The following is a 13,611-nucleotide window of genomic DNA, read 5'->3' as shown; positions in this document are numbered from 1 at the left end:
CCCGTAGTTTCGGGTAACGCGTGCCAGGGGTTGAGCACCTCCGGTGCGATTGTTGCTATCCCGGGTCGGACCCGGAGGTCCTCCGCCCGTAGTTTCGGGTAACGCGTGCCAGGGGTTGAGCACCTCCGGTGCGATTGTTGCTCTCCCGGGTCGGACCCGGAGGTCCTCCACCCGATTGGTTCCCTGGCTGACCCGAGCGCAGCGATGGGGCAAGAGCCCTGCGGGAAACCGCAACAACGCAACAACCCCAAGACGCAACAACAACCAAACCCCCTACCAAATTGTAAATAACACAACCCCGAACAAGAAAACAACAGCATATGTACCCCGTCGAGCTAACCATCCCGATGTCCAAGGACCTGACCAACTATGGCTTTGAGTCCCTTAATACCGCCAGTGAAGTAGATGCCGCACTCGGACAGGAGGAAGGCACCGCCCTGCTGGTCGTCAACTCCGTCTGCGGTTGTGCCGCCGCCAACGCCCGCCCCGGTGCCAAGCTCGCCGCCCAGCACGAGCATAAGCCCGACCGGCTGTACACGGTATTCGCCGGCGTAGACCGGGAAGCTACCGCCCAGGCCCGCGAGCACCTGCTGCCGTACCCCCCGAGCAGCCCCAGCATCGCCCTGTTTAAGGACGGAAAGCTGGTTCACTTCCTCGAACGCCACCACATCGAGGGCCGGCCCGCGGAAGTGATTGCCCAGAACCTGAAGATGGCCTTCGACCGCTATTGCGCCTAGGTCACCACCAATAAGAAAGCTTTAACGCCCCGCGGAGTTACTTTCACGGGGCGTTCTACGTTTACCCCGGTAGCGTACTTACTCAACCTATCCCTGTGGCTTACCTGATTCTCTTACTGTTTCCCTTTCTCGCACCCGCGCCCGCGGCCCACAACGTAGACGTGCAAATTGTAAGCTCCACTACGGGGGGCAAATTCTACGTAGCCGCCTACGCCACCGCCCATGGTTTTCAGGAGGAAGAATTCGTTTCCAACGGTACCACCGAGCCCGCGGATAAGGCCACGCACGGCGCGGTAGCGCTGCAGCTTCCCGAAGCGGGCGAATACGTACTGGCCGCTTTTCAGGACCTCAACGACAACGGCGAGCTGGACCGCAACTTCCTGGGCGTACCGACCGAGCCCTACGGCTTCGCCAAAATTCCCCCGAGCAAGTGGCGCAGCCCGTCCTTTGACGAGGTAGCTACCCAGGTAGACGGCTCCGGGCAGATCCGGATCGAGCTCCGCCCCTGGAGCGACTACTAGTACAAAGCGGTTTCCAACCGCGAAGTGAGACGCGGTTTCCAACCGCGAAGATGCTTACGCTATTTGCGGAGCCCTACCTTTGTCTCATGACCACCCCCCTCATTTCCGCCACCGAGCTTTCCGACCTCCTCCCCGAGAACCCTTTGGTCCTCGATTGCCGCTTCGACCTCACCAATGCCGAACAGGGACGGCAGGATTACCTGGAAAGCCACATCCCCGGTGCCCGCTACCTCCACCTCAACGAGGATTTGTCGGGAGAGATCGTGCCGGGGCAGACCGGCCGCCACCCCCTGCCCGACCGCGGCGCTTTCGCCCTGCTGATGGGCAACTGCGGCCTGACGCCCGACCGCGACGTGGTCGTCTACGACGATAAGGGCGGCGGCATCGCCGCCCGCGCCTGGTGGCTGCTGAAGGACCTGGGCCACGACCGCGTTGCGGTTCTGGATGGCGGCTATCCCGCCTGGGAGGCCATCGCCGGACGGACGGCCTGGGGTCCCGAGCTGGACGCGGCCGCCGAACCCTACCCCCTTGCGTCCGAGGGAACCCTCCGCACCTGCGACCGCGCCCAGACGGAGGCCCTGCGGACGGACGATGCCTACCGGCTCATCGATTCCCGGACGGCCGACCGCTACTCCGGTGAAGTGGAACCCATCGACCCCGTAGCCGGCCACATCGAGGGGGCCGTCAACCTGCCGTGGCCGGAAAATCTGCGCGACGGGAAATTCAAGACGAAGGAAGAACTGCGCGAACGCTTCGCGGACCTAAAGAAAGAGCCGCAGCAGAACGTGTTCTACTGCGGCTCCGGCGTAACGGCCTGTCATAATATCCTGGCCTACTACTACGCCTTCGGGGAGCTGCCGGCGCTGTATCCGGGCAGCTGGAGTGAGTACCTGCTACTTAAATAGCGGGGTAGGGTAGGTGTTTTCGGCGACCAGCATGGCGAAGGCCTCCTGTACCTTGGGCTTGTCTTCCTGGTAGGTGACGCCGTACCACTTGTCTTCACTAACGAGGACCTTGACCGTGGCACTGCCGTCCTTGATCATGCCGTCGACGAGCTCGGGAATGAGGTATTCGGCGCGGGGGTTGCCGACGTTGTCCTTGGCAAACTTCTCAAAGCCCTTTTCGAGGCGGTCGAAGATGGACGGGTGGAAACCCCAGAAATTCATGGAGACGACGGAATCGTCGGCCAGTTCGTAGCGGTGGCCGTCTTCGCCGAGGTAGGTAACCTTGGTATCGGTGCCGCGCTGGATCTTGAGGCGCTCGTTGACGTCGCGGAGAAGGTAATCCTCGGCCACAACGGTGACGCCGCGGTTGACGGTACCGTGATCGGACAGCGTGCGGTGCAGCACGTAGCCTACCATGGCGAAGGTCTCGGGGTCGGCCTCGGCGACGAGGAAGGAAGCCATCTTCTGAAAGGCCTCTACGCCGTAGTAATCGTCGGCGTTGATGACGGCGAAGGGCTCGTCGACAACGTCCTTGGCGACCAGCATGGCGTGGGAGGTACCCCAGGGCTTTTCGCGCTTCTCGGGGTCGATGCCCTCGGGAACGAAGCTGTCCATCCCCTGAAAGGCGTAGGCGACCTCGATCTGGTCCTTGAACTTGCCATCGAACTTCTCACGGAAGGGGGCTTCGATGTCTTTGCGGATCACGAAGACCACCTTGCCGAAGCCGGCGCGGATGGCGTCATAAATAGAGTATTCGATAATGCCCTCTTCGGTGGGGCCAACGCCGTCGATCTGCTTCAGACCGCCGTAGCGGCTGCCCATTCCGGCGGCCAGAATGACTAAGGTGGGTTTGGTTGCCATGTATGTGGTTTACTTTAAGAGCGGCTACGGGAGCCGTTTGTTTAACTGCCCGGTCCGAAAATTGGTGGCCGCGCGGTAGGTAAGGTAATATGCGTACCCATAGGCGCCAAACAGCATCAGCAGGCCAGTGGCGAAGACGTAAAAGCTCGTCCAGGTAGCCGCCGCGGCGTAGGTCGGGTAAAAATTCTTGATCACCAGGAGGTTAAGGGTCACCACCGCCGCGGTGAGCAGCATACACAGGATACAGGCCGCGCGGCCGAACTGCAGCACGCTGGTCTGCTGCCGGAACAGGGTGGCGCGCAGAAAACGGACGTACACGTCGCGCTGCGGCCGCATGCGGATGAGCTCCCGCAGCACGTGCTCGGCCGTGGCGTAGTCGTTGATGCGGAAGGCGCTGGCGGCCTTGCGGAAGAGCTGGTACTCGTAGATCTCCTCGTCGCGCCCCGGCACGTGACGGATGTCGAAGCGGATGCTGGCGTGGATGACGAGGTCGACCATGAGCTGGTGCTGCCGGTAAGCGCCCGTTTCGAAGAGGGCATCGACGTAAAGGACCGTCAGTTCGAAGTTTTCCAGCACGTCCAGCCGGCCGATCTCCTGCTCGCGCTCTTCGTAGGTGCGAATGATCCGGTGGTAGTCCGCCGGGTCCAGGGCGCGCAGCTCGCGGTATAACTGGGAGTAGTGGCGGGGCATGGAGGGGAAAGGGGGGTTATGATTTACAATTTACCATTTACAAGGTACAATTTGCGGCTTTGCTCGCTTCGCTCGTCTGCCGGCTCTGCTTGCCTTGCTCGTCTGGCAAGGATGCTCGCTTCGCTCGTTTTTGCCGGGATGCTTGCTCTGCTTGTGCTCTGGAGCTGCCTGGGGTTGGCGGTCGTTTCGCTGCGCGCTTGTCAATGGCTTATGGGTGCGTCTGTAACCGCGATTATGCGGTGGTGGTTTTCAGCTTTCGTCGGGGAGTTTGACGTGCTCCTTGCCGGGCGGCGGCGGACGGTGCGGCTTCTTGCTTGTGCATCCCGGACGCATACCCGTACCTTGTGCGTTTACCGTGTCGGAGCCGACTTGTACATGGTAGTTGGTCTATAGTAAATTGTAAATCTCCCCATGGCCACCCGCAGCACCCCCCAGCTGGTCCCCTTTATTATGGTTTCCCTGGTCACCCTCATCTTCATGATCTGGGCCATGCGGCGGTGCAGTGCCAACGAGAGCAACTATGCCATGATCGAGGAGCAGGAAACGCGGGAAGACTACCTGGAGCGCCGCGACAGCCTCCTCCGCGACAGCATCCGCCGGCTGCGGGAAGCCCAGGCCCTGGTCGGACCGGCCGAATCGCTGCTCTCTGACGCCGAACAGGAGGCGCTGGCCCGCGAGGCTGCACTCCTGCGCGCCCGCACTCAGCCGCTGCCGGGGGACAGCACGATCTACGTGCCCGGACAGACCGCCCAGCGGGTAGTAGTCCAGAAAGAAACCACGCTCTACAGCACCATCGACGGGCTCAACGTGCGGGTACAACCCCGGCTCGGGGCCGCCGTGATCGGCCGGCTTAGCCTGTACGAGCCGGTGGTCTACATGAACGAGGTGACCGACAGCCTGTACCAGATCGACCTCGGCGAGGTGACGCCCACCGCCCCCTGGGTGAAGGTGCGCCTCCGCGACGGGAAGCTGGGCTGGGTGTACGGCGCCGGCGTCGAATACTATAAGTACAAACTGGAGGGGGTCCTCAATTAGGTCCGCTCCCCAATCCACCGCCATGCAGCTCTCCGCCCCCACTACCGCCGCCGCCCTGGCCGAACGCCTCGGGGCGCGGCTCGTAGGGGACGGCGATCTCCAGGTGACCGGCCTCAGCGAGATCCACCAGGCGGACACGGGCGATCTCTGCTTCGTCGATCACCCGCGCTATTACGGGCCCACGCTGGCCTCGGCGGCTACCGTGATCCTGATCGACCGCGAGGAGGCCTGCCCCCCCGGCAGGGCCCTGCTGGTCCATCCCGAGCCCTTCGCCTGCTTCAACCGCCTGCTGTGGGAGGCGCGGCCGCGGGTGCCGTGGCCGCGGAAACCGGAACCCGACGCGGTGGGGGAGGGGACGGTCATCGCTCCCGGCGTGGTCATCGGTCAGGGCGTGGTCATCGGTCGGGACTGCCACCTGGAACCCAATTGCGTGATCGGCGACGGCTGCGTACTGGGGGACCGGGTCACCGTAAGCTCCGGCTGCGTCATCGGCGGCGAGGCCTTCTACTTCAAGCGTACGGCCGCAGGGCTCACGCCCTGGCGGAGCGGGGGCAGCGTTAGGCTGGAGGACGACGTTTTTCTCGGGCCCTGCTGTACCATCGCGCGCGGCGTGAGCTCTACCACGGTGATCGGCCGCGGCAGCAAGCTCGACGCGCACGTGCAGATCGGTCACGACTGCCGGGTCGGCGCGCACGTGCTCATGGCGGCGCAGGTAGGCGTGGCGGGCAACTGCGTGATCGGCGACTGGTCGATCTTGCAGGGGCAGGCCGGCGTGGCGCAGAACGTGACGTTGGGCGAACGCACCGTCATAATGGCCCAGAGTGGCGTCGGCCGCGACCTGGAGGGCGGAAAATCATGGTTCGGCTCGCCGGTGCAGGAGGCCCGCAAGGCCTTCCGCGACCTGGTGAAGCTGCGGCGGCTCGGAGAATAGCGGGCAACCGACGCTTCCCGCGGAGTCCGTACTCGTCCGAAAATGCCGTAAACTTGTTGATAGTGAGTATGGCTGAGGTTTTAGACATTACGAAAGAGGAACAGGCGGCGATCCGGAGTGCCTACGAGGACATGATCGCGAGTCTGCGCACCCCCTTCTCCCAGGAGGACCGGGAGCAGATGGACCGTGCCTTCAAGCTGGCCAACTACAGCCACCGCCACCAGCGGCGGAAGTCGGAAGAACCCTACATCTTCCACCCCATCGCCGTGGCCCGCATCTGCGCCGAGGAGATCGGCCTCGGACCCACGGCCATCTGCGCCGCCCTGCTGCATGACGTGGTGGAGGATACGCCGGTCACGATCGAGGAGCTGCAGGACGACTTCGGCGAGCGTATCGCCCAGATGGTCAACGGCCTCACCAAGCTCGACAGCGCCTACCAGTCCGAGAGCAAGCAGGCCGAAAACTTCAAGAAGGTTCTCAGTACGCTCATCGTCGACGTCCGTATCGTGCTCATCAAGATGGCCGACCGCCTGCACAACATGCGGACCATCAAGAGCATGCCCGAGCACAAGCAGCTCAAGATCGCCGCGGAAACTAGCTACATCTACGCCCCCCTGGCCCACCGCCTGGGCCTGTACAACTTCCGCTCCGAGTTCCTCGACCTGTGCATGAAGGTGCTGGAGCGCGACGAGTACAACGCCGTTGCCCGCAAGTTGCAGGAGACCAAGGCCGCCCGGGAGAAGTACATCGAGAGCTTCATCGCTCCGCTCCGCCCGAAACTGGACGAACTGGGATATCCCTACCGCATCTTTGGCCGGCCGAAGTCGATCTACAGCATCGCCAACAAGATCAAGAAAAAGCAGGTCCCCTTCGAGCAGATCTACGACCTGTTCGCGGTCCGCATCATCGTGGACGTGCCCCGCGAAAAGGAGAAGCTTGCCGCCTGGGCCAGCTACAGCGCCGTGACCGACGCTTACCAGGCCGTGCCCTCCCGCCTGAAGGACTGGATCACCATCCCCAAATCCAACGGCTACGAAAGCCTCCACACCACCGTGGTCGGTCCCGACGCCCGCTTCGTGGAGGTGCAGATCCGCAGCGAACGGATGAACGAAATCGCCGAGCGCGGCTTCGCCGCCCACTGGAAGTACAAGGGGATCAGCAACCAGCGCGACGTCTACGAGCAGTGGTTCGAGAGCGTCCGCGACATCCTCGAGAACCCGAACAGCGATACGGTGCAGTTTCTCGGCGACTTCCGGGCCAACAGCTTTTTCAACGAGGAGGTCTACGTGTACACGCCCGACGGCGACATGAAAGCGTTGCCGAAGGGCTCTACCGCCCTCGACTTCGCCTTCAGCGTGCACAGCATGGTCGGCTACCACTGCCAGAGTATCCTGTGCGACGAGCGCATCGTGCCGATGTCCTACGTGCTGCGCAACGGCGACCGGCTCAAGGTCAATACCAATCCCCACCAGAAGCCGAACCCGAACTGGCTGGATATGGTCAAGACCGGCAAGGCCCGCGCCAAGATCCGGCAGTCGCTCAAGGAAGAGAAGCGGCAGCAGGGCGAACTGGCCCGCGAGGCTCTACAGCGCAAGCTGAAGAAGCTCCACGTAGAGGACGAGCGGGCGGCCGTCGAGCTGATCTCCCGCCACTTCACCGAGGGTAGCCACGTCGACCTGTACTACGAGATCGGACAGGAAACCCTGACCATCCCCCAGGTGCTCAAGCCCTTCACCGTAGAGCACGGCAAGCTGGTACCCGCCGCACCGCCCCAGCCGCAGATCCAGGAGAAGGAAAGCGAGAGCCGCAACCGCCGTAGCGGTGCTGCCCGCCCCAAGGGGACGACCCGCCTGCTCATCAACGGCGAGCCGGGCGACCAGCTGGAGTACACCATGGCCAGCTGCTGCAACCCCGTGCAGGGCGACCAGGTATTTGCTTACCTGACCAGTAATGCCGGCCTGAAGATCCACCGCGTCATCTGCCCCAACGCGGAGAACCTGATGGCCAACTACGACTACCGCATCATGAAGGCGGAATGGGTGAGCACCACCCAGCACAGCTTCGTGGCGGAGCTGAAACTGACGGGCCTCGACAGCGGCAAGGGCGTAGTGGAGCGCATCAGCCACGAGATCACCCAGATGGACCTCGATATCCGCAGTTTCCAGATCGCCGCGGAGAGCGGCACCTTCACCGCCCGCATCAGCCTGCTGGTGCGGAACACCGACCAGCTACTCCTGGCCGGCCGGGCCCTGCAAAACTTAGACAACGTCTCAACTGTTTCCCGGGTAGAGTAAGTTAGTTTTTTCCCGTCTATGCAATCCAACCCCACTACCGACATTCAGCAGGTCAAGGATATATTTTCCGAGCACCTTCGCGAACGTAAGGCCCGGCGCACGCCGGAAAGGTTTGCCATACTCGAGGAAATCTACAACCGCGACGACCACTTCGACGCTGAGTCGCTCTACATCCACATGAAAACCAACAACTACCGCGTGAGCCGCGCGACGGTCTACAATACGCTGGAATTGCTGGTCAGCTGCGACCTGGTGAAGAAGCACCAGTTCGGCAAGAACCTGGCGCAGTACGAGAAAAGCTACGGCTACAAGCAGCACGATCACCTGATCTGCAATACCTGCGGCCGCGTCACGGAATTCTGTGACCCCCGGGTGCAGCAGATCAAGAATATGATGGGGGAAATCCTCAACTTCCGGGTGACGGGGCACAGCCTTAACCTCTTCGGAGAGTGCGCCGGGGCCTGTGAAAGGACCCGGTAAGTCGTCAACCTACACTTAAATTCAGCCGCTTCCCGAACCGGAAGGGGCCTTAATTTGCTTGATACAAAAGAAAATCTTAGCGCATGTCATTCGAAATTACCGGAAAGCTCGTCAAGAAGTACGAAACCGAAACCAAGGGCGAGAGCTTTCGCGTCCGCGATTTCGTGATCAGTAACCAGGACGGGCAATACGAGAACTTCGTAAAGTTCCAGTGTACCCAGGACCGTACCGCCATCATTGACGATTACAATGAGGGCGACGAGATCAAGGTCCACTTTGACCTGCGCGGCCGGCAGTGGCAGGACAAGTATTTCACCAACCTGAACGCCTGGCGCGTGGAGGCCATGACTGCCAACCCCGTCCCGGCCGGCAACACGGCCCAGGACGAGCCCGGTGGCTTCCCTTCCGCCAACGATGCCCCCGTCGTCGAGGCTGACGACGATCTGCCGTTTTAAACAATCCGTACCCATGACCAGTCTCATCACCCAGCACGTCCGCGTGAGCGCGGAGAGCTTTTACCAGGAGCGTTATTCCCAGCCCGAGCAGGGGCAGTACGTACATGCGTACCGCATCCGTATCGAAAATTGCGGCGACCTGCCCATTCAACTCCTCAGCCGCAGCTGGGAAGTAATCGACGCCGGCGGCGGACGCCGGCACGTTGAGGGCGACGGCGTGGTCGGGCAACAGCCCGTGATCGCCCCCGGCGAATCCTACGAATACAACAGCTGGGTGCAGTTCGAGACCCCGATCGGGGCCATGCAGGGCAGCTACGTCATGTTCCGCGAACAGGACGGCGTGGAGCAGTATTTCCACGTCACCGTACCCCGCTTTCTGCACATTGACCCCGCGGTGCTGAATTAACGGCCTAGCCTTCCAAAGCTATTACGGACCCCGCTTCGGTCGTTCCCCCGGGAACGGATCCGAAGCGGGGTTTTTTTATCGGCCCCGCTTACTCCTCTTCCGCCGACCCGGCCTCCAGGCTGAAGTCGTTCACCCCTGCGCCCGGGACGAGCCGCACCTGGTAGGTGTTCAGCAGTTCCAGCAGGCCCAGAAAGGTGACGATGGCGTGCAGCCGCGTCTCGCATACGCCGAAGATGTCGTCGAAGGTGGGGCGCGCCTTCCCGAACTCCATACCGGCGACCAGCGCCAGGATACGGTCCTGCTGCTCCTCGATGGTGTGGGTGAACTGGGCGATCTCGTGGACCACGGGTCGCTGATTGGCGTCCTCCAGCCGGCCCATCATTCGCTCGTAGGCGCGCAGCAGCTTGAACAGGGTGACGCTTTCCAGCTCCACGTCCACCAGGGCGCGGGTGGCCAGCTCGTCCAGTTCCTGAGTGATGTTACCGCGGTAGCTGCGCAGGCCCCGCTGAGTTTCCAGCTCGCGCAGCTCCTTCAGCACGCTTTTGTAGCGCTTGTACTCGAGGAGGCGTGCCACGAGTTCCTCGCGGGGGTCGATCTCGTTACCTTCCTCGTCTACCGGCTTGCGGGGGATCAGCATCTTGGCCTTGATGCGGCACAGGGTAGCCGCTACCAGCACGAACTCACTAGCCAGGTCGATGTCCATCCGTTCCGCCTCGCGCATGTAGTCGAGGAAGTCGTTAGTGACTTGGGAAATGGGTATGTCGTAGATGTCCAGCTCGTCCCGCTCGATAAAGAACAGCAGGAGGTCGAAGGGGCCTTCGAACTGGGGGAGCCGGATGTTGTAGCCCAAGGGATGTACGATTTACGATTTGCAAGGTACCATTTGCAGAAGCTTCACCGTGCCCCCGAGTCCTGCATTGGCAACGCTGGCAATTTTAAATTTAAAATTTACTATTTAAAATTTCCCGCGTTTCTCCGTACCGCATCAGCGACGCGGGCAATCTTAAATCTCAAATCTTACATTTTAAATTTCCTGCATTCCTCCGTCCCGCATCAGCAACGTGGGTAATTTCAAATCTGAAATCTTACGTTTAAAATCTTCCGTATTCCTTCGTTGTGTCTCCAAGTCCCGAGGTCCCCGTACCGCATCAGCAACGCGGGCAATTTTAAATCTTACATTTTAAATACCTCCAATATCCGTTCCAGCCAGAGCTGATCGGTACCGTCGAAGCTGCCCTGCTCGGTGCTGTCCACGTCGTAAACGCCCAGCAGGGAGCCATCGGCGCGCCAGACCGGCACCACGATCTCCGAGCGGCTGTTGGGGTCACAGGCGATGTGCTCCTTGCCCTCCTCGAGGACGTGAGTATCGGCTACGATCTTGGTTTCGCCGGAGGCGGCCACGGTACCGCAGACGCCGCGCCCGAAATCGATGTAGAGGCAGCCCAGCGTACCCTGGTAGGGACCCACGACGAGGCGCCCCGGCCGGTCAACCAGGTAGAAACCTGTCCAGTAGAAGTAGGGGAGGTAGGTCTTCAGCAGGCTGTTGATGGTGACCATCATCACGCCCTCGTTCGTCGTCCCGGTGAGGGTGGCGGTAATGGCGGCGTGGGCCTGGGCGTAGGCCTGCTCCTTCTCCTCCGGCGGGAGGTTGCGGGAGGGCTTAACGAAGTAGGGCATTTCGGCGGTAGCACTCATAGATATTCCGAACAATACAGCCTACGTATCGGGTTGTAAATGGTAGCTATAACAAAGAAAATATACTATGCACAGCAGTAAATTCGAACGTCCCCGTACCATCGTCATTACCGGGGCTTCCGCCGGTGTCGGCCGCGCCGTCGCCCGTGAATTCGCCAAGGAGCACGCCCGTATCGGGCTGATCGCCCGCAACAAGGAAGGACTCGAAGCCTGCCGCAAGGAAGTAGAGGCCCTTGGCGGGGAAGCCCTCGTGCTGCCGCTCGACATCGCCGACTACCGCGCCCTCGACGCCGCTGCCAGCAAGATCGAAGAAACCTTCGGCCCCATCGACGTTTGGGTCAACAACGCCATGAGCAGCGTCATCGGCCTGTTCAAGGATATCGATATGGACGAGTTCAAGCGGGTCACCGACGTCACCTACCTTGGTACCGTCTACGGTGCCAAGTGCGCCCTGAAGCGGATGCAGCCCCGCAACCGCGGCAGTATCGTCTTTGTTGGCTCCGCCCTGGCTTACCGCGGTATTCCCCTGCAGACGGCCTACTGCGGCGCCAAGCACGCCATCGAGGGCTTCTACGACAGCCTCCGCGCCGAGTTGAAGCACGAGAACAGCAACGTGAAGACCACCATGGTACAGCTGCCCGGCATCAATACCACCCAATTCGGCCTGGTCCGCAACAAGATCGACAAGGAACCCCGCCCCATGGGCACCATCTACCAGCCGGAGGTTGCCGCCCGCGCCGTCGTCACGGCCTCCAATACCAACGACCGCGAGTATTACGTGGGCCTGCCCGCCGTACAGACGATCATCGGCAGCAAGCTCTTCCCCGGCCTGATGGACCTCTTCCTCGGCAAGACCGGCGTCAGCGGGCAGAAAACCGATGAGGCCGCCAAGCACGACCAGGACTACCTCTTCGAGGCCGTCCCCGGCGACCACGGCAGCCACGGTAATTTTGACGACAAGGCCAAGACCAGCGGCATCGTCATGAAGGGATCGACCGTACGCGCGCTGGCCTCGGTGCTGGTGTTCGGTACGGTGATCGCGGCGACCAGCCTGATTACCTCTTCGGTATACCGGCGGTAGGAATTACTTGCCGGAAGGCAGCCGGTTGGCGGGCGTCACCGCACCTGCGACCGCGCCAAAAAGAAAGGGCGCAACGGATCATCCGTTGCGCCCTTTGCGTGTGGGGTGGCGGGTCAGCTTACTTGCCCCACTCCTCGATCGACTTCTCGTTCATGCGAACGTAGTCCATGTTGCCGGCCTGCTGGGCGAGGTCACGGCTTTTCTTGGCGGCCTCTACGGCTTCGGAGGCACGGCCGAGGTCGTTGAGGATGACGGCTTCGCGGCGGACCATCCAGTAGGCGGGATTGGCGGTCATGCCGTTGGCTTTCTGTACGTACTCCAGGGCCTTCTCGTTGTCGCCGACCTCGCTGAGGAAGGTGGCGGCCTGGAAGTAGTCGTTGGCGCTCGGGCCGGCCATCACGCGGTCGATGGAGGCCATGACGTCGTCTTTGGCACTTGACTGGATCGGCAGGGCGACCATCGTGTTGCCCCAGGTCATGGTGAGGTCGGCACCGTCGAGGGTGTAGTTGCCTACGTTGATGGTGAACGACTCGGCGGTGGTGGGGGATTCCTGCACGTCGGCCGTGACGGTGACGGCGGGGTCCATCTCGACGTAGCTCGTCCAGGCGCCACCGGCGTAGGGGTAGAACATCACGTCCCAGCTGTCGGGCATGGGCTTGCTGAGGATGGCGTAGGTACCGGCGGGTACTTCCTTACCGGCGACCATTACGTCATCGCCGAAGGTGATCTTGGTAGCCTGGTTGGCACCGGTGCGCCAGAGTTCGCCGTAGGGTACGAGGCCGTCGGCGGCGAAGAGGGCGCGGCCCCGCATGCCGGGCCGGCTGTACTCGACGCTCACGTCGGTGAGACCAACGGTCGTCTCGAAGGACATGCCGGGGGAAGCGGGCGGACTCTGGATCTGGGCGTGCAGGCTGCCGGCGATGAGGGCCAGGCAGAGGGTGAATATACGTAGGTACATGAAATCAGCTATTAGGTTAGCCCGTAAAGATAGCTACCCCGGCGGCGGCGCGCGGGTGCAATGGACTTGGGTCAGTGTGCCGACTTGTTGGGAGGGAGGCGATATGCGATATGTGATTCTTGATTCTCGATTTTTGATTTGCTACCGCACGCGGATGCTCGCTTTGCTCGTGGTTCACCGCGGCGGAGGCGGGCAACCCGCAGGGTGTGCCCAATCGGTGAAATCTCGGTGCTGGCAAAATCTGTGAAAATCCGTGTAGCGCGTAGCGTAATCCGTGGAGCCGCGCAGCGGCATCTGTGTTAACCCCTTGCCGGGTAGAGGGAGGATGCGATTTGCGATATGCGATTTGCTGCCGCACTTGGATGCTCGCTTCGCTCGTGGTTCACCGCGGAGGGAGGGGGGCAGCCCGCAGGGTGCGCCTAATCAGTGGAATCTTTGGTGCTGCGGGCAAACTGCCGGAGGCAGCAGCGAAGCTAATCTGTGAAAATCTGTGCGGAGCGAAGCGTAATCTGTGTAGCCGCGC

15 protein-coding genes are annotated in these 13,611 nt (G+C 61.7%); 10 read left to right on the top strand and 5 right to left on the bottom strand.

The genetic code is table 11. The annotated features are described in order from the left end of the window. Nucleotides 1–320 precede the first annotated feature (320 nt). From DQG19_RS20490 to DQG19_RS20480, 3 genes are all read left to right on the top strand, one after another. Entirely contained in the window at nt 321–737 is a 417-nt protein-coding gene (locus DQG19_RS20490; protein WP_116128429.1) for a BrxA/BrxB family bacilliredoxin, read from the top strand. Between the two features lie 95 nt (nt 738–832). After that, complete coding sequence (locus DQG19_RS20485; protein WP_157974636.1) at nt 833–1,258, top strand: DUF2141 domain-containing protein; 426 nt, start codon at nt 833–835, stop codon at nt 1,256–1,258. 86 nt (nt 1,259–1,344) lie between these two features. Beyond that, the gene (locus DQG19_RS20480; protein ID WP_116128425.1) at nt 1,345–2,163 is read left to right on the top strand and encodes a sulfurtransferase; all 819 of its coding nucleotides are present in this window, start codon (nt 1,345–1,347) and stop codon (nt 2,161–2,163) included. Here DQG19_RS20480 and DQG19_RS20475 read toward each other — a convergent pair. Both DQG19_RS20475 and DQG19_RS20470 read right to left on the bottom strand, forming a co-directional pair. Beyond that, nucleotides 2,152–3,063 carry an NDP-sugar synthase gene (locus DQG19_RS20475; RefSeq protein WP_116128423.1) on the bottom strand — a complete coding sequence of 304 codons (912 nt, stop codon included), beginning with the start codon at nt 3,061–3,063 and terminating at the stop codon, nt 2,152–2,154. The genes DQG19_RS20480 and DQG19_RS20475 overlap by 12 nt on opposite strands. Before the next feature lie 24 nt (nt 3,064–3,087). Then, complete coding sequence (locus tag DQG19_RS20470; RefSeq protein ID WP_116128421.1) at nt 3,088–3,753, bottom strand: hypothetical protein; 666 nt, start codon at nt 3,751–3,753, stop codon at nt 3,088–3,090. Nucleotides 3,754–4,164: 411 nt separating this feature from the next. Here DQG19_RS20470 and DQG19_RS20465 point away from each other — a divergent pair, with 411 nt between their 5' ends. The 6 genes from DQG19_RS20465 to apaG all read left to right on the top strand — a co-directional run bounded on the left by DQG19_RS20465 (nt 4,165) and on the right by apaG (nt 9,354). Beyond that, a complete protein-coding gene (locus tag DQG19_RS20465) occupies nt 4,165–4,788 on the top strand; it encodes an SH3 domain-containing protein (RefSeq protein ID WP_116128419.1) in 624 nt (207 codons plus the stop codon). Between the two features lie 22 nt (nt 4,789–4,810). Then, complete coding sequence (locus tag DQG19_RS20460) at nt 4,811–5,719, top strand: LpxD N-terminal domain-containing protein (protein WP_116128417.1); 909 nt, start codon at nt 4,811–4,813, stop codon at nt 5,717–5,719. Between the two features lie 68 nt (nt 5,720–5,787). Then, complete coding sequence (locus DQG19_RS20455; RefSeq protein ID WP_116128414.1) at nt 5,788–8,013, top strand: RelA/SpoT family protein; 2,226 nt, start codon at nt 5,788–5,790, stop codon at nt 8,011–8,013. Between the two features lie 18 nt (nt 8,014–8,031). After that, entirely contained in the window at nt 8,032–8,493 is a 462-nt protein-coding gene (locus tag DQG19_RS20450; RefSeq protein ID WP_116128412.1) for a Fur family transcriptional regulator, read from the top strand. A gap of 83 nt (nt 8,494–8,576) precedes the next feature. Next, nucleotides 8,577–8,948 carry a DUF3127 domain-containing protein gene (locus tag DQG19_RS20445; RefSeq protein WP_116128410.1) on the top strand — a complete coding sequence of 124 codons (372 nt, stop codon included), beginning with the start codon at nt 8,577–8,579 and terminating at the stop codon, nt 8,946–8,948. A gap of 13 nt (nt 8,949–8,961) precedes the next feature. Beyond that, on the top strand, nt 8,962–9,354 hold the full coding sequence (gene apaG, locus DQG19_RS20440) for a Co2+/Mg2+ efflux protein ApaG (RefSeq protein WP_116128408.1): 393 nt from the start codon (nt 8,962–8,964) through the stop codon (nt 9,352–9,354). A gap of 88 nt (nt 9,355–9,442) precedes the next feature. Here the strand turns inward: apaG and DQG19_RS20435 are convergent, their stop codons facing one another. Together DQG19_RS20435 and DQG19_RS20430 are read right to left on the bottom strand one after the other, a co-directional pair. Continuing rightward, nucleotides 9,443–10,204: a segregation and condensation protein A gene (locus DQG19_RS20435; protein ID WP_116128406.1), complete on the bottom strand. Its 762-nt coding sequence runs from the start codon at nt 10,202–10,204 to the stop codon at nt 9,443–9,445. A 323-nt stretch (nt 10,205–10,527) separates the two neighbouring features. Then, entirely contained in the window at nt 10,528–11,049 is a 522-nt protein-coding gene (locus DQG19_RS20430) for a GAF domain-containing protein (protein WP_116128404.1), read from the bottom strand. Between the two features lie 67 nt (nt 11,050–11,116). On the opposite strand from DQG19_RS20430, the gene DQG19_RS20425 reads away from it, so the two are divergent. Continuing rightward, the gene (locus DQG19_RS20425) at nt 11,117–12,130 is read left to right on the top strand and encodes an SDR family oxidoreductase (protein ID WP_116128402.1); all 1,014 of its coding nucleotides are present in this window, start codon (nt 11,117–11,119) and stop codon (nt 12,128–12,130) included. 118 nt (nt 12,131–12,248) lie between these two features. Here the strand turns inward: DQG19_RS20425 and DQG19_RS20420 are convergent, their stop codons facing one another. Further along, the gene (locus DQG19_RS20420) at nt 12,249–13,088 is read right to left on the bottom strand and encodes a DUF2911 domain-containing protein (RefSeq protein ID WP_116128400.1); all 840 of its coding nucleotides are present in this window, start codon (nt 13,086–13,088) and stop codon (nt 12,249–12,251) included. Nucleotides 13,089–13,611: the final 523 nt, after the last annotated feature.

The organism is Lewinella sp. IMCC34183, assembly GCF_003390915.1.
GTDB lineage: Bacteria > Bacteroidota > Bacteroidia > Chitinophagales > Saprospiraceae > Neolewinella.
The sequence above is the reverse complement of the archived record's forward strand: the minus strand, read 5'-3'. Positions and strand labels throughout refer to the sequence as shown.

Coding starts and splice junctions, on each gene's coding strand:
- DQG19_RS20490 (WP_116128429.1), top strand. CDS start 321: ATGTACCCCGTCGAGCTAACCATCCCGATGTCCAAGGACCTGACCAAC.
- DQG19_RS20480 (WP_116128425.1), top strand. CDS start 1,345: ATGACCACCCCCCTCATTTCCGCCACCGAGCTTTCCGACCTCCTCCCC.
- DQG19_RS20475 (WP_116128423.1), bottom strand. CDS start 3,063: ATGGCAACCAAACCCACCTTAGTCATTCTGGCCGCCGGAATGGGCAGC.
- DQG19_RS20470 (WP_116128421.1), bottom strand. CDS start 3,753: ATGCCCCGCCACTACTCCCAGTTATACCGCGAGCTGCGCGCCCTGGAC.
- DQG19_RS20465 (WP_116128419.1), top strand. CDS start 4,165: ATGGCCACCCGCAGCACCCCCCAGCTGGTCCCCTTTATTATGGTTTCC.
- DQG19_RS20460 (WP_116128417.1), top strand. CDS start 4,811: ATGCAGCTCTCCGCCCCCACTACCGCCGCCGCCCTGGCCGAACGCCTC.
- DQG19_RS20455 (WP_116128414.1), top strand. CDS start 5,788: ATGGCTGAGGTTTTAGACATTACGAAAGAGGAACAGGCGGCGATCCGG.
- DQG19_RS20450 (WP_116128412.1), top strand. CDS start 8,032: ATGCAATCCAACCCCACTACCGACATTCAGCAGGTCAAGGATATATTT.
- DQG19_RS20445 (WP_116128410.1), top strand. CDS start 8,577: ATGTCATTCGAAATTACCGGAAAGCTCGTCAAGAAGTACGAAACCGAA.
- apaG (WP_116128408.1), top strand. CDS start 8,962: ATGACCAGTCTCATCACCCAGCACGTCCGCGTGAGCGCGGAGAGCTTT.
- DQG19_RS20430 (WP_116128404.1), bottom strand. CDS start 11,049: ATGAGTGCTACCGCCGAAATGCCCTACTTCGTTAAGCCCTCCCGCAAC.
- DQG19_RS20425 (WP_116128402.1), top strand. CDS start 11,117: ATGCACAGCAGTAAATTCGAACGTCCCCGTACCATCGTCATTACCGGG.
- DQG19_RS20420 (WP_116128400.1), bottom strand. CDS start 13,088: ATGTACCTACGTATATTCACCCTCTGCCTGGCCCTCATCGCCGGCAGC.